Below are 14,818 nucleotides of genomic sequence, written 5' to 3'. Positions count from 1 at the left end.
TCGAATGAGCGAACGCGTCATCATTCTGGGCGCGGGGCTCGCAGGACTGGCGGCAGCGCATGCGCTTGTCATCGCAGGCCGGGATGTCGTCGTGGTCGAGGCGCGCTCTCGAGTCGGTGGCCGGGTCCTGACCCTGCGGCAGCCGTTCCTGGACGGAATGTACGCCGAGGCGGGCGCGAAGTATGTCCTCAGCGGGCACTCGACGGTCCTCGGCTTGGCGAGGAGGCTCGGCCTGGAGCTCGACCCGCTGCCAGTTCCGCACACGTCGGCCTTGCGGCCCTTCCATCTTCGGGGACGTCGCATCCTGGCCCCCATCGGTGATGATACGGGCCTCCCGCATGTCCTGAGGGCGGATGAGCAGCAGCTCGGCCTTTCAGGCCTCTATAAGAGGTACGTGTCTCCCCTCGTGGAGGCTGTCGGCGACCCCTTCCATGAGTCCTGGCCCGGTCCAGCCGCGACCCACCTCGATGGCCTGACCCTTCGTGAGGCGCTCGTGGAACGGGGCGCTTCTTCAGCGGCCATCGACGCGGTGAGCCTGGGGCGGTTTGACCTCGTGGGTGATGGCATCGACGCAAGCTCGGCGCTTGGGGTTCTGCGGCGGGAGTTGCTGACGGTCGGCAGAGGCGGCTCGAGCGCCTACACCTTGAGGGGCGGAAGTGACCGGCTTCCCGTTGCCCTGGCGGAAGCGCTCGGTGGAAGGATTCAGTTTGGATGGGCTGCGAAGCGCATCGAGCAGGAACAGGGGACCGTTCGTCTGTACTGCCGCGGCAGCACGGGAGAACACAGAACGTTCACAGCGGAGCGGCTCGTGTGCGCCATTCCGTTCTCGATCCTTCGTGGCGTTGAGCTCGTCCCTGCCTTCCCGGCGGACAAGCTGCGGGCGATTCGCGAGCTCGAGCATACGTCCGTCGTGCGCACCTTCATCCAATACCGGCGCCGCCTCTGGACGGAGTGGGGGTGGTCGAGTGGGTGGCTGACGGACCTCCCCATCATGCACGTCCTCGACGCCGCACCGACACAACCTCCGCCGTCAGGCATCCTCGAAGCGTATCGCGTGGGTCCGTGCGCCCGCGCGGCGGGCCTTCTCTCCGAGGAGGAGCGCATCGCCATGGCTGTGCGGGGCCTGAGCCAGTTCGCGCCGGAGCTGTCCTCCGAAGTGCAGTGCGGAACCTCCTACGCATGGGACCAGGACACTTGGGCTCGGGGTGCCTTTGCGTGGTTCCGGCCGAGGCAGCTCACGCAGTGGGGGCGTGCGCTCGCAACGCGCGAAGGCAGGGTCCACTTCGCCGGAGACCAAACCTCTCCCATGCCTGGCTGGATGGAGGGAGCGCTCTTGTCAGGCCAACGCGCCGCCCTTGAAATCCTGTCAGGCGCCAGCGGGGCGTGCATGGCCGGGGACCTGCACGGCGCCTGATTCAGGCCGTGGGGCCAGTCCCTCCACGAACGCTTCGTCCGATTTCACCTACCGCCCAGCGGGAACAGGTGATGTTCCGCTGGGCGCTCCAGCCTGCGTCCCTACTTACTGGCCTGGGGCGGAGGGCTGCCCTTCCGGGGGCGGCGCGATGTCTTGGCGGCCGCCGCTGGCTTCCCCGCGGCTTTCTTGCCACGCGTCGCCGCGGGCTTCTTGGGGCGGGGGGCTCGGGGTTTCTCCTCCTCCGTGGCAGCGCCGTCACCGCGGCGGACGCGTGCCACCGCGTGGCTCACGGACCGGGTCAGCCGCGCGACCTGGGGGGCGGCTCCAAGAGAGTGGGTCAGTCCCTGCACCTTGTGGGACACGGAGCTCAACGCGCGGCGCTCCCGGTCCGACACGGGGAGCAGCGCCGCTCCCGCGACGCCTGCTGCCAGCGTGGTCAGTCCGATGGCCACCGCGTGTTCACCCAGTTGGTCGGCTGCCCAGGTGCGTGCCTTGCCTGCTCGCTCACGGATTCTGTCTCCACTGGGGACGCGGTCTCGCAGATGCTCCAGTGTCTCGCGCCCTCGGGTGCTGACCCGCTGCATGGCCTCGCGTGTGTGCGCGGCGACCTTCTGGGGGCCTGTCTTCTCTTCCTCCTGGGCCTTGCGGCGCTTCCAGGCCGCGGTGAGCTTGCCCAACCTTTTTCTTCCGGATTTGGTCGTCTGCGCCTTGGCCATCGCGCTCTCCCTTGTTTCGCCCTCGTTGGGGGCCGGCGTTCCTCGTGTCAAAGAAGGTATGGATGAGAGGACCCGGCGCAATGTGCTGCTGCGGGTGAGGACGGCCGGCACGACGAAGGCGCGCTGGGCGCCGAGCGCGACGCCCGCCCACATTCCTCCATCCGTGGCCAGCGCGACCGTCGTGCTGCCAGCCGGGCCCCGCGCCCTCGCTGCGCCTGCTTTGACCAGGGTCGCGGCCGCGTTGAGTGCCAGTCCCGTCCCGCCATGCTTGAAGCGTTGGAATGCCTCCTGGTCCTCGAAGAGGACGACCTCCGAAGATGTCTGTCCGCCCAGTTGGACTCCGAGGGTCAGTTGGACCAGCGCCGCGTATCCGACCAGCCGCTCGTGACGGAAGACCTCGCCCATCCCCCAGGTGCCTCCGAGCACGGCGCTTCCCTGGCCTAGCGAAGGGAAGACGGCATAGGCGTAGGCCCGAGCCCTCGCCTGAGCAAGCTCCGGTGAGCGGGCCTCCAGCCGGTGCAGTGCCGCCCGTGCGTCACCATGCAGTCTGCGGTGGACGCCCAGCTCCATCCTCGCGAGCTTCAGCGCGCGTCGGCCTTGGCTCGCCAGCTTGTCTCGGATGGGCGCTTCATTCGTGGCGAGCACTGGCCTGCGCCTTGATGATCCGGGTGAGCAGCAGGGCGGCGGCCGTCAGCCCCGTGGTCAGGGCAGGAGGGGGCTGCGATGCTTGCAGCCGCGGACGCTGCCCGGTGTCATCGGCCCCGTTCTCCTCGGACGCATCCTGCCTGCGGAAGCGCTGCACCAGACCTCCGTTCCCTCGCTCCGATGCGTCCGAACGCGGAATGAACGTGAACTTCTGTCCGCCCAGGGAGGCCTCGAGCAGCATGCCGCCACGTGAGTAGGCGTGAGCCACGCACTTCGCATAGTTGATGGTTCCGGACGCCGCCGCCTTCACGAGCACGGCGGACGCGTTGGCGGCGAAGGCCGCCTTTCCTCCCTTGAACGCTTCAATGGCATTACGGTCATGGAAGAAGATGAGCTCGCTCAGAGTCTGTCCGCCCACCTGGACTCCGAGGGTCAACTGGCTCAGCGTGGCGAAGCCAATCGGCTTGCCCTTCTCGAAGACCTCGCCGTGGCCGTATGAGCCGCCGAGGACCAGCGATGCCCTACCCAGCGAGGGGAAGACGGCATAGCCCTCTACCTGCTCCAGCTCTTTCTTCAGCTCCGGGTGCTTGAGCACCAGGCGGTCCACCGTTGCCACGGCCTCTTCGTGAAGCGTCTTCTCCTGCTCTGGCTTCATGTTCGCCTCCTGATGAATCAACGTGGCGACGGCCATGTCCGCAAGGTACCCACGGGACGTGCGTGCGAACGACCACGCCGTGAGCGGTCTGGTTGCCCGGACGTGACGCGGAGGTGTCTACCTTCGGTGTCAGGAGGACGCACATCATGGCCTCGAAGAAGACAAAGGAGAGGAAGCGCTCGCGCGGCCCAGCGCGACGCGCATCACCCAGGATGGAAGCTGCGCAGAAGCAGCTCGAACAGGTCACGGGATACGCGCGGGGCCGGGTGAAGGAGCGCCTGGACTTCCAGCGGGGCTTGCTCGTGTCGGTGCTGGAGGACATGGCGGAGGGGTTGAGCAGCGCCACCCGGCGTGCACCGAGCCCGGCATCGCAACGCATGCTGGAGACGGGAGAGCGCATGTTTCGTGGCGCCTCCTCGCGGCTGGATGAGCAATCCGTCGAGGCACTCCTGGACCGCACAGGACAGTTCGTGCGGCAGCGCCCGGGATTGTTGCTCACGGGACTGCTGGGGGCTGGCCTGCTCGCGGGGCGGATGTTTCGCGCCAGCGGTGCTGGCGATGTGGAAGGGAAGGCTGAGTCATGAGACGTAGCGCGAACAAGACGGCGGCGCGCGAGGGACGGAACGGCGGCGCTCCCGTTCAGGCGCAAGAGGGACTGGCGCCGTTGCGGACGGTCCGCGACAAGGGCCGGGCGGTTGCTGGGAGCCTCCGAGAGAAGTTTCCCTCGCGAGACAATGCGCGCTCCCGCGCGGTGGGAGCCCAGACGTGGACAGCGCAGACGATGCGACAGCATCCCGTGGGGACGGGACTTGGGGTCCTGGCCCTGGGCTTCCTGTCGGCTTCCCTCTTGCCGGCCTCGGCGCTGGAGCGTCGCGCGTATACACGTGCGGCGGGAAAGGCGCGGGACCTGGCTGACCGCTTGGATGCATCGGGGCGACTCGAAGACGTCCTGGCGACCGTGCGACACATGGCGGCGGACGCGGCGGCCGAGCAGTTGGCCTCGTTGAGGTTGAGGCCCGAGCCCGAGGAAGGTCCTCTGCGGCGCAAGTTGGAGCGGGTGGACCGAAAGGGTGAGTGATTGCCGGGCGGGTGGGGGACGGGAGGCGCCCGCCCTGGCTACCGATGGCGGTTCAGCCGCGTCTCCGGCCGGAGCGCTTCCGAGGGGGCTGGGCCTTGCCGGACGGTGGGGGCGCTGAAGGCTCCTGAAACCGTGTTCCCACATGCATGGCTGCTTCGAAGGGCCCGTAGTGCCCTGGCGTAAGGGGCGCCGGTACACCTGTCCGGTGCGAGGTGTGGACGCTCTCGACGCCAGGAGACGACCAGGTGCGAACATGAACGCCATGGATTGCATGCACGACGAGCGATTCGCCCCGGGCGCGTGCGGCAATGGAGACGTCATCGTTCAGCTCGGATTCCTGGTCGTTCAATGGCGCGCTCTGGAAACGCGCGTGACTTGATTGCGGTGGTCGACGTACCGGCATAGGGAACTCCCTGGGGCATGGGTCAACAGCTCCCTTTCAATCTGGAGACGCGTTGCTCGGGAGGCTGTGACAAGGCGGGAGTGGCCTGCTTCCGTGGGGGCCTTGGCTGCCTGCGCGAGAAGCCTTGCGGCCTGCCGGCAGTGCCTTTCGATGGACTGAGGCCAGTGGGACGAGGTCCTTGGCCACACCGGGTGTCAGGCCCGTTGTCCGCTCCTCACTCTTGACAGAGCGAGGAGGTCGAACGTGGCAAAGACAGGATGGGGGGCATGGCGATTCCGGGGAACGAAGTCCGCGAACAAGACGGAGCATGACAATCCCGAGGAGCGGCCTTCGCAGCGGGAAGGCGGAGCCACGCGAGAGGACACACGGCATGCGCTCGCGCAGGCGGGCATCGACGAGGGGCCCATCGAAATCGTGCCCGACGTGCTGCTCGACGTTCCGACGGTGAAGGTGGATGAGATTACGCTCGACGTGGAGAACTTGCGTGCACGCGTCTCACTGCATGCCGAGCTGGCCAACCTCGTGCGCCTCGACGTGGGCGCCGACGTGGGCATCGAACGGGTCAAGCTGACCATCAAAGGCGTGGAGGCCCAGGCGCTGCTCAAGGTCCGGCTCCAGCGTGTCTATGAAATCCTGGACCGTGCGCTCCAGACACTCGACAGCAACCCCGAACTGCTCGCCAGCCTGCTTCGGCCCGTGGGGCATGCGATAGGCGAGGTGGGGGAAGCCGCCCATGAGAGCCTGAAGCCTGGCGGAGCGGTGTCCGAGGCCGTCCAGGACGTGGGAGGGGCGGCGAAGGGGGCGTTGGAACCCGGCGGGACGGTGAACCGCGTGGCCGACCAGGCACTCGGGCCTGGTGGACCCGTGCGAGACGCCGTGAAGGGCACGGTCGGGCCCGAAGGCGTGGCGAAAGACGCAACCCAGGCGCTCAGTGGCTCGATGCAAGCGGGCGGTTCGAAGCGTTCGAAGCGCCCATCACAGGGCGACGGCGGCGGGAGGCGAGAGCGAAGGCCGCCGCAGCCGGCCCCCGCCCCGGAGCCGCGTTCCGGCGCACAACGTTTCAGACACGGCCCGCCGGCCGGTGGCTCGAAGCGCCGTGCGTCAGGACGACCGCGTCGCCGCCAGAAGCGCTAAGGGCGCGGCGAGCGCCGGTGGTTTCCCACACGCGACGGGAGCGCGTGGACGTGCTACCCCATCCCCATGCCTCGCGCTCCCCGAACCGATGCCTCGCCCGAGGGGCCGAACCCCTCCACCTCTCCGTCCGCGCCACCGCTGGACTTCGCCTTCACCTGGCACTCAGAGAGCTCGGAACCCGCGCCTGCCCGGCTGTCTCCCGTAAATGACCGACTCAGCGCGGATACGGCGCTCAAGCGGGTGCGCCGAGGCGAGTTCCTGCTGTACTCCGGTGACTTCCACAACGCGAAGCAGCTCCTCGGCGCGCTGAGCCGGCGGCTGCCGCGGCCCGCGAAGGCGCGCTCGCCGCTGGAGGCATTCCGTGCCGAGCGGCGGGCCCGGCAGCTCGAACACGAGACCCTGTCGCGCATCGTGGTGTCTCTCGACCGCGATTACCGGCTCGGGCTCGCGCGGGCACCGGACACTTCACTGGCATGTCATCAGGTATGGGGGGATTCAACGACGGACACCACCGTGGTCCCGCTCAAACAACTCCTCGGCATGCTCGGGGCGGCGGAGTGGCGTCGCAAGGGGCTCGCTGTTCCTGGCCTCACTGGGCTGCTTCATCCGCACTACGGCGTCTATCTTCCGACCCGAACGGATTACGTGGAGCTGCTGAACTCCTTCACGGAGGTGAAGGGCAAGCGCGTGTTCGACATCGGCACTGGGACCGGCGTGCTCTCATTCATCCTCCTCCAGCGGGGCGCGGCGTCCGTGCAGGCGACTGATTGTGACTCTCGCGCCGTGGCCTGTTCCCGGGAGAACGCGGAGCGGCTCGGGCTCGGCAAGCGCTTCCAGGTGGCCGAAGCCGACTTGTTCCCGAAGGGCACGGCGGACCTCGTGGTGTGCAATCCACCCTGGATTCCCGAACCGCCCAAGAACCGGGTGGACCGCGCGGTGTTCGACGAGGACAGCCAGTTCCTGCGGCGCTTTCTCGAAGGACTCTCCGCTGCGCTTGCTCCTGGGGGCGTGGGCCTGCTGCTCCTGTCGGACCTCGCGGTGCTGCTCGGCCTGCGCCCACCCGGGTGGCTCGAAGCGGAGTTCGAACGGTGCGGCCTGTCGGTGCAGTGGGCCCGGTCGACCCCGGCGCGGCATTCGAAAGCGAAGGACACGTCAGACCCGCTGCACATGGCGCGCTCTCGCGAGCGCACCACGCTCTACTGCCTGAAGCCGGTGCGCCCGTAGCTCAGGTGTTGTCGTTGGCCTGCTGCCGCCGGAGGAATTCCCCGGCGGCAGCGCGAGCCGCGAATCACCTGGCGTGACCTGTGGCGGCTCCCCACGTGGCTTGCGATGGTGGAGGTGGACGTCCCCGCATTCCAATGCGCTCGGAAAGGCGTTGCGCGCGTTTGGATGAGCCAGGCGCCCGGTGGGCTTGCGCGTGATGGAGACATCCGGCCGCACTTGTCGGAGTTCGGCGGCCAGGAGTAAGACGCGCGGATGCGATTGCTCCGCATTTTCGTGCTCTTGTTGTGTGGATTGTCCATTCCTTGCACCGCCAGCGCTCAGGCCGTCATGGTGAGTGGACCTCCCGTGGCGCCCCTTCCCGAGACGACGGGGGCGGGCCTCTGCGTCGCGACGAGCGTCTCGCGGAATCCCGCGGCTGACTTCCCCCAGGCTCAGTCGACCTACATCGCTGGTATCAATGCCTTCATGGAGGCGAACCGGGGCAACCGCGTCACTTCGGTGCTGCGGACGCCCTTGGACCTGTCCAACAACCTCAATGACGGGAGGACGCTGAGCTACGGGGACTTCACCGGGGCCGTCGCGGGCTGCCCCGTCGGCGGGTGTGACTTCGGCTACAGCGATGCCGTCACATCCTTCGCGACCCGCCTGCGTGGCTTCATCGCGGTCACGAGCGACATGGTCGACAGGCCCCTGCACTTCGGGTTCTACGCCGACGACTCGGTGAGCCTGGCGCTCTTCGACCGCGACCAGACGAGCTACCCGGTCATCAACCGTCCGCTGACGCTCGGCTTTCCGACGTGGCGCGCCACCAACACGGTCCACTTCGCGCAGCCCGGACTCTACGGCGTGGAGGTGCTCCACACGAACGTCGGGGATCACGCCGCACTCGAGATGTCGGTATATGACGGCGTCTTCACGGACTTCGAGAGGGCAGCGACCATGCCGCCCATCATCAATCTGGCTACCGAGGGCTTCGTACTCGTCACGCCCGGGATGTTCCATCAGACGGAGTCGGGGCAGCCCTCGTTCCCAGTTCCCACCGAGTGCGCTCAATGCAACCGTCAGTTCGCCAACGCGCCAGGGAATGGGGGATGCGAGACGGGCTACCGGTGCAACGCGGCGGCCTTGTGCGCTCCCTGTGATTCGTCGCTCTTCTGTGGTGAGTCGTGCTCTCCGTGCGGAGCATCGACGCCGTACTGCGTGAGCCAGACCGAGGGCTTCGCCTGTGCGCAGTGCCAGGATGCGAATGACTGTGTGGCGCCGGATGAATGCCACCTGCCCATCTGCACGGAGACGGGCAACTGTGCCTCCACTCCCGTGGAGGATGGCTCGGAGTGCACGGGAGGGACCTGCCAGCAGGGCGAGTGCAGGCCCGTGGACGCGGGGACCCCCGACGCTGGTGAAGCGGACGCTGGTGAGGCGGACGCTGGAGAGGTGGACGCGGGGCCCCTCGATGCGGGAGCGGCGGACGCGGGAGAGGCGGACGCGGGGCCCCTCGATGCGGGAGCGACGGACGCGGGAGAGGCGGACGCGGGGCCCCTTGATGCGGGAGCGACGGATGCGGGCGCGACAGACGCAGGTGGGGCCGGGGATGTGGACGGCGGCCCCCACCCTGGCGTGGATGGGGGAAGCACGGGCACGGACGGTGGAAATCCCACGGCGGACTCGGGAGTTCCGGCAGGGGACGCGGGCTCTGTGGATGGAGGCTCGCCGGAGGACCCTTCGGAGCCGGAGTCTGGCTGCGGCTGTCAGGGTGGTCCGTCCGCGCTGTTCCCCATGGCCCTGCTCGCGCTATCGCTCGTCGTGAGACGCGGCCGGCGATAGGACACGCCGTCGCGCGATGGAGGAGCGCGACGCGAAAGTCGCCGGCCCTTCAGCTCAACGGCTCGGCACGGTAGCGCCACGTGCGATTCGGTTGGACTGGGTGTGCGTCTCCGCCAGCCGAACTCCTCGGCGGCGGAGACAGCGGGCACTCCCGGGACACGCTCTCCTTCCGCGAAGGTGACGTCACAGACATTGGTTCCACCGGCGGTACCCCGCATGGGTTGCTCGGAGCCGTCGAGCCAGATTTGGAGACCATCCACCCGGCTGCCCGTGCGAAGGAGGACGCGGGAGATGTTCTGACCATTGGCGGCGGCGTCCTTCGCACGGCCCCCTCCCGAGATGTTCTCCGCGCCACCGTAGGGGCCCGTCAGTGCGTGAATGACGCTCTGGACGGGGAGCTGGCCGGTGGAGCCGAAGCACGGCCACATGAAGGAGGGCGCCAACCACCCCAGCGTATTGACGGCGAACTGTTGAGTATAGAGGAACGCCTCCCGCTCGCGGTGCTGGTTCTCCGCCTTCGACTCCGCCCAGGCCTTCTGCTCGTTGAAGGCTTGCTTTGCCATCACTTTCAGCGCGGCCGTGGCCTGCTCCAGCATGGAATCCAGCGCCAACTTGAAGGACTCGCGCTTCGCGGGCCCCTCTGTCTGATACCAAGGCGCCGAGGCGTAGATCTGGTCGAAGTAACGCCAGCGCGCGCTGTAGATGGCCAGCGCGATCGTGAAACAGGCGGAGCTACAGGGCAGCTTCTGCGAGGGGTACTGCGACGCGGGGTAGTTGGCGTTGTAGGTGAAATGCGGGGCGCGGTCCGCGATGAGCTGGCACAGGCCGTCGTACTCATTATAGAGCCGGTCGTTTTGATACAGCTTGATGGCGTTGAGGATGCCCCGGAACTCGTTCTCAACGGAGCCCATCACCGATGACTCAACGCCAAGGAAGACGGCCTTGACGATGTACCGCTGGATGGCTTCCTAGATGCGGTTGGGGTTGGTGGTGGAGGGCCAGAAAATGCGCATCAGGCTGCTGAGGAACCCTCCGATGTCCGGGATGAGGTTGATGAGCACCCCCACCAGCGACTCCAGATCGTTCGAGATGGTGGCGAAGAGCGCTTTTTCTTCGACAATCGCCAACTGGGTGAGGGCCTTATTCCGTGCCGCGGACGCACCGGGCCAGTCCGCGGGCTGGGCGCTGAACATCTGGAAGCTGTCGTGCTGACTGGGGAACTGGAGCCAAACAGCGGGAACTTGTAGTCATCCAGATCCGAGACGTTCTGAGCGCCCGTGAAGTTGATGTAGGCGTGCTGGTAGCCCCACATGTCGAAGAACTGCACCCAGGTTCCAGAAGCGCTCGTGCTTGGCATTGATGTCTCTTTCTCAGGGAGAAGCCCCGGCAGAGACTCACTGCGATTCGCGCACCCAACGACCTCCAGGTGCGGACGCACGTTTTCATCCGGAAGCGGGGCGTTGCTGCGTCACGGGAGGAGGCAACTGCGTTCCAGCCGCTGCACGCTTCGACGTCCAGGCCCGGTCCTCCACCGCCTATCCGGGTTTTTGACACCCTCACCGAATGGCTCCGAAGCTCGCCGCATCCCTTCCCCCGAGAGGCTTCACTCCATGCTCCCATCCCTGTCCCGCGGCAGCCTGCCCATCTGGACGCTCGTGCTCGCCATACTCCTCTGCGGCACCGCCAACGCGCAGTTCACCGGCAAGCGCCGCGCCTATGCCTCCAGCTTCTGGGGTGGCACCGGCGCCAGTGGGAAGACCATCTCCTGGAGCGCGCTCTACGTCGCGCTCCCCCTGGACTACGGCTACAACGCCGCCAACACCACCATCGTCAACCTGGCTGGCGTCACCGCGGCCTATTCGGACCTGCGCACCAGCAGCACGCGCTCGCTGAAGTGGGGCACGCAGATTCGCATCACCAACCGCCACCCGGGACACGCGGGCTACGGCCGCAGCGTCCTCACCACGCTCCAGGACTCCGGGCCCGCCGACAGCATCCTCAGTGACGCCGCGCTGGGAGGCCGCGCGGCATCCCCCTACAAGCCCCTGGGGTGCTGGATTGACGTCACCCCGGGCGTGAAACAGGCGCTGGGCAGCACGAAGCCGGAGACGGAAAACCTCATCGTCGACTTCGAAGTCGTGAACGACCTCGGCAGCTCACTCGATCTGGACTCCAACCCCAACCTTGCCTTCGGCATGGCGGCCAGCGCGAGCGACTCGGAGAACACGGGCATCAGCGCCCCCAGCGCCGCCGTGGACGGAAATGGCGCCTACCACCTGGAGAACTATCGCAGCGCATGGCGCTCGGCGTACCACGCCAACACCTCGGACACGGTGTGGCTCAACGTCAACCTGAGCCGGCCGGAGGCCGTGCGCCGCGTCGTCGTGAAATGGGGCAGCTTCGTGCCCCCCGGCTACACGCTGATGGGCTGGACGCCGGGTATGAGTTCCTGGGTGACGCTCGCGACCCGGACGGGCGCGGGCGGTGGCACGCACGTCCACTCCTTCACGTCGGACCAGACGTACCAGTACTTCGGCCTGAGCATGAGCGGCGCGACCCGGTATGACGTGAAGGAGCTGGAAGTCTACCGCTGGGACTACTGACGCCCGGAGCACAGCAGGTCCCCAGTGCTCGCCGCGACGCCTCGTTGGGCGAGCACAGGCTTGTGCCCGAGTGCATTCCCGACCACAGCACGGGGACCTGCCTCTAGAGAGTGCCAATGACCTCCCTACGTCCCATCATCACCCCGGCCAACGCCGCGCGCCTGAGTCGCGTGCGGCAGCTCGGTCCCGCGCGCGTCTCCTACTCCTCGGGCCAGCGGCTGGGCTTCGACTCTCAAGGTGCGGTACTGGTCGCAAAGGACGGCCACCCCGCACATCTGCGGTGGTGGGATTTGGGGACGGACTCGGACCATCCCGTGATGGACACGGAGTTGCCGCTCCTGGGGGCTCCCGCCGTGGCGGTGGGGGAACTGGTGCTCTGTATCGGCGCTCCGGCGCTGTCACCCTCGGGACTCTGGCGGCCAAGCCTCAAGGCCCTGTCCGCCAGGGATGGCTCTCTCCAGCGCCAGGAGTTCCTGCCCCATGCGGTCACCACGCTCTGTGCGTCCAGGGACGGCTCCCATCTGCTCGCGGTGATGGACGAGGAAGCGGGCCTTCTCTGGGATGTCCGCGCCTGGCGTCCAGTCCGGGAGCTGCCGTGGCCGGAGGGGGAGTTCTCCGTCACCGCGTGCGCCCTCTCGGCGGATGGCCGCTTCGCCGCGGCGACCGCCACGCAGTGGAGCGATGACCAGCGGGGCGTCCTCTGGCTGTGGGAGGTGGCGTCGGGAGGGCCGCCGTGGACGATGCCCTTCAATTCGTCCACGGCCTGGAGTGTCGCGTTCCATCCCCGGGAGCCCCTACTCGTCGTGGGGGGCCTCACGGAGGACGTCGCCGTCGTCCACGCGGAGGAGCGCCGCCTCGTCCGGATGATTCCGGGCTTCTATGGCTACGCCTGCAACCTGGACTTCCACCCGGAGGGGCACCTGCTCGCCGCCGCGCACGACGGTCGGGGCTTCGCCCTCCACCACTTCGACACGGGAGAGGTCCTCTTCCGTGCCAGCGACGGCGACGACCTCCAGACGAGTGATGCCGTCTTCTCCCCCGACGGGCGCTTCGTGGCCTGGGGGCAGGGAAATGGCACCGTAGGGCTGTGGGCCGTGGCCGACTGACGGCCTGGGGGCACGCGAATCTGAAGCACCTGGGCCTGCCCACGGCAGGTGCGAGACTGGCCCCGGAGAGAGGGCCCCCAGGCCGCGTGGTGTTGAGGCAGGGGGCTTCCCGGCGGCGAGCTGGAGAGAGACTGGTTGGGCACCTCCAGCCTCGCTCCGCTGGTGGTGCTGGATGAGGACGGCCAGCGGCGGCTCAACCCCGCGTTGGCAGTCGGCGGGGTCCAGGCCATCAAGGACGCGCACGGCAAGACGTCCCACCTGTCCCAGGCGGACATCGACGCGCTCGTCGCGTATTTGATGTCTGGGCTGGCGTAGGGCCGTCTCTTCATCTGCCTGTGCGTCGGGTCGTCAGAGGGCCTGAATCGCCTGGACGTCCCACGCGACCTCGAGGCTCTCGTGCCTCCGGACGGTGACGCTCCTCAGGAAGCCCGGCTTCTGCCCAGGTACGAGCCGGAGCCCCGGGAGACTTCGAAGCAATGCCTCCACTGCCAGGCGTGCCTCGAGCCGCGCGAGCGGCGCGCCGATGCAGAAATGGAGGCCCTGCCCGAAGGCGAGGTGCTTCTTGACGTCAGGCCGCCGGATGTCGAAGCGCTCAGGCTCGTGGAACCGGGCCTCGTCGCGGTTGGCCGACGCGTAGACGATGCGGATGTGGGCTCCCTTGGGAATGGGCACGCCCCCAATCTCCACCGCCTCCAGCGCCGTACGGAACATGGCATGCACGGGGGAGATCATCCGCACCGCCTCCTCGACCGCGCCCGCGATGAGGCCCGGGTCGTCCTGAAGTGCTCGCAGTTGCTCCGGATGCTCGAGCAGGAGTTCCACCGCTCCCACGATGAGGCCCGCGGTCGTCTCATGTCCCGCGAAGTGCACCTGCATCAGCAGGCTCACGAGCTCCGCCATGCTCATGGGCGGCGTCATCCCCTGCGCCCCGGTGACGATGTCGCTCAGCAGGTCCTCTCGGGGGGACACCTGCCGCTCTTGGAGCGCCGAGGCCAGGTATCGCTGGAACTCGACCACGCCTCGCGCGCACGCGACCTGGTGCTCGATGGGGCCATGCGCCGCGAGGACCGTGGACAGGTCATCGGACCAGCGCCGGAACCGGTGGATGTCCGAGCTGGGGATTCCGAGAATCTCCGCGATGATGCTGCACGACAGCGGATGGGCGAACCGGAGGAACAGGTCCGTCTGCCTCTCGTGCCTGAAGGAGTGGATGAGCGCGTCCACGAGGGTGCGGATGAAGGGCTCCTTCTCCGCGAGGCGCTTCCCGGTAAAGGCCTTGCTGACGAGGCTCCGGAAGCGGCCATGCGCTGGCGGATCATTGTCGACCAGGCTGGGCACCAGGGGGTAACCGTCCATCAGCGCGGTGACCACCTCCGGCGGCGTCGTCGCGGCGCCCACCGTGATGGACTCTGCGGACGAGAAGCGTGTGGTATCGGCGACCACTGCGCTGATGTCCGCATGGCGCGTCACCACCCACGCCCCCAACGCAGGACTGAAGAACACCGGTTCCTCCCGCCGTGCACGCGCGAGGAACGGATGAGGATTCTCGAGCTGGGGAGAGTCGAGCGGGTGGTACTCAGACCCGAGTCCTGAAGGGGCGTTGGTCTTGGACATGCGTGAGCTGACCTCAACGGCTTGTTGGGTGGGGAGCGGGACAGCGGACCGCATGGTGCCAGGGCTTAAGGTTTCGCACACGGGGCTGGGCCATGCTGGACGGAGCGTCCCATGTCCACGCGGCGCCGTCTGGCTTGAACATCACCGGGGATGCTCTCGTTGCGCGACTCCCGTTCGAGCGAGCGACGCTCTCCATGTGAGTCGCTCAGCACGCGACTGTCCGTCCACGCGACGAAGGTGATGGCCGTGGGCGGCAGACTGGACGTGCCTGCTCCGGCCGCCACGGAGACCTCGCTGATGGAGGAGCGCCGCCGGTCATTGGCGTCTGCCAGGAGAATTCCTACCCTGGAACCAGAAGGCGCGGCACAACTCGTATCCAAATCAAAGGAGCGCTGGGGGCCC

General features: G+C 67.6%; 14 protein-coding genes. 9 read left to right on the top strand and 5 right to left on the bottom strand.

What is annotated here, in order from left to right; all coding sequences use genetic code 11:
- Positions 1-4 precede the first annotated feature (4 nt).
- A complete protein-coding gene (locus tag FMP39_RS20575; RefSeq protein WP_141592024.1) occupies positions 5-1,414 on the top strand; it encodes an NAD(P)/FAD-dependent oxidoreductase in 1,410 nt (469 codons plus the stop codon).
- A 101-nt stretch (positions 1,415-1,515) separates the two neighbouring features.
- On the opposite strand, the gene FMP39_RS38060 is transcribed toward FMP39_RS20575, so the two are convergent.
- Together FMP39_RS38060 and FMP39_RS20560 are read right to left on the bottom strand one after the other, a co-directional pair.
- Positions 1,516-2,775 (bottom strand): hypothetical protein, encoded by a 1,260-nt coding sequence (locus FMP39_RS38060; protein WP_228558174.1) that lies wholly within the window; start codon positions 2,773-2,775, stop codon positions 1,516-1,518.
- Entirely contained in the window at positions 2,759-3,430 is a 672-nt protein-coding gene (locus FMP39_RS20560) for a hypothetical protein (RefSeq protein WP_228558173.1), read from the bottom strand. Before FMP39_RS20560 ends, FMP39_RS38060 begins: the two co-directional genes overlap by 17 nt.
- A gap of 212 nt (positions 3,431-3,642) precedes the next feature.
- On the opposite strand from FMP39_RS20560, the gene FMP39_RS20555 reads away from it, so the two are divergent.
- The 5 genes from FMP39_RS20555 (at position 3,643) to traA (ending at position 9,093) form a co-directional block, all read left to right on the top strand.
- Positions 3,643-4,014 carry a hypothetical protein gene (locus FMP39_RS20555; RefSeq protein WP_141592022.1) on the top strand — a complete coding sequence of 124 codons (372 nt, stop codon included), beginning with the start codon at positions 3,643-3,645 and terminating at the stop codon, positions 4,012-4,014.
- On the top strand, positions 4,011-4,508 hold the full coding sequence (locus tag FMP39_RS38055; protein WP_228558172.1) for a hypothetical protein: 498 nt from the start codon (positions 4,011-4,013) through the stop codon (positions 4,506-4,508). Before FMP39_RS20555 ends, FMP39_RS38055 begins: the two co-directional genes overlap by 4 nt.
- 646 nt (positions 4,509-5,154) lie before the next feature.
- Complete coding sequence (locus tag FMP39_RS20545) at positions 5,155-6,045, top strand: hypothetical protein (RefSeq protein WP_141592021.1); 891 nt, start codon at positions 5,155-5,157, stop codon at positions 6,043-6,045.
- Between the two features lie 66 nt (positions 6,046-6,111).
- Positions 6,112-7,269: a class I SAM-dependent methyltransferase gene (locus FMP39_RS20540; protein ID WP_141592020.1), complete on the top strand. Its 1,158-nt coding sequence runs from the start codon at positions 6,112-6,114 to the stop codon at positions 7,267-7,269.
- A 252-nt stretch (positions 7,270-7,521) separates the two neighbouring features.
- Complete coding sequence (traA, locus tag FMP39_RS38580; protein ID WP_141592019.1) at positions 7,522-9,093, top strand: outer membrane exchange protein TraA family protein; 1,572 nt, start codon at positions 7,522-7,524, stop codon at positions 9,091-9,093.
- On the opposite strand, the gene FMP39_RS38040 is transcribed toward traA, so the two are convergent.
- Both FMP39_RS38040 and FMP39_RS38035 read right to left on the bottom strand, forming a co-directional pair.
- The gene (locus FMP39_RS38040) at positions 9,018-10,007 is read right to left on the bottom strand and encodes a hypothetical protein (protein WP_228558171.1); all 990 of its coding nucleotides are present in this window, start codon (positions 10,005-10,007) and stop codon (positions 9,018-9,020) included. The two genes, traA and FMP39_RS38040, sit on opposite strands and share 76 nt — an antisense overlap.
- Before the next feature lie 54 nt (positions 10,008-10,061).
- The gene (locus tag FMP39_RS38035; RefSeq protein ID WP_228558170.1) at positions 10,062-10,286 is read right to left on the bottom strand and encodes a hypothetical protein; all 225 of its coding nucleotides are present in this window, start codon (positions 10,284-10,286) and stop codon (positions 10,062-10,064) included.
- A 417-nt stretch (positions 10,287-10,703) separates the two neighbouring features.
- On the opposite strand from FMP39_RS38035, the gene FMP39_RS20520 reads away from it, so the two are divergent.
- The 3 genes from FMP39_RS20520 to FMP39_RS20510 all read left to right on the top strand — a co-directional run bounded on the left by FMP39_RS20520 (position 10,704) and on the right by FMP39_RS20510 (position 13,117).
- Positions 10,704-11,696, top strand: coding sequence for a discoidin domain-containing protein (locus FMP39_RS20520; protein WP_141592018.1), 993 nt, complete (start codon positions 10,704-10,706; stop codon positions 11,694-11,696).
- 116 nt (positions 11,697-11,812) lie between these two features.
- Positions 11,813-12,802, top strand: coding sequence for a WD40 repeat domain-containing protein (locus FMP39_RS20515; RefSeq protein ID WP_141592017.1), 990 nt, complete (start codon positions 11,813-11,815; stop codon positions 12,800-12,802).
- 135 nt (positions 12,803-12,937) lie between these two features.
- The gene (locus FMP39_RS20510) at positions 12,938-13,117 is read left to right on the top strand and encodes a hypothetical protein (RefSeq protein ID WP_141592016.1); all 180 of its coding nucleotides are present in this window, start codon (positions 12,938-12,940) and stop codon (positions 13,115-13,117) included.
- A 33-nt stretch (positions 13,118-13,150) separates the two neighbouring features.
- Here FMP39_RS20510 and FMP39_RS20505 read toward each other — a convergent pair whose 3' ends face one another.
- The gene (locus tag FMP39_RS20505) at positions 13,151-14,305 is read right to left on the bottom strand and encodes a cytochrome P450 (RefSeq protein WP_228558169.1); all 1,155 of its coding nucleotides are present in this window, start codon (positions 14,303-14,305) and stop codon (positions 13,151-13,153) included.
- Positions 14,306-14,818 lie beyond the last annotated feature (513 nt).

The sequence above is a fragment of the Myxococcus sp. AB056 genome, assembly GCF_006547365.1.
In the GTDB taxonomy this organism is placed as follows: Bacteria; Myxococcota; Myxococcia; order Myxococcales; family Myxococcaceae; genus Myxococcus; species Myxococcus virescens.
This window is presented reverse-complemented; position numbering and strand designations above follow the sequence as displayed.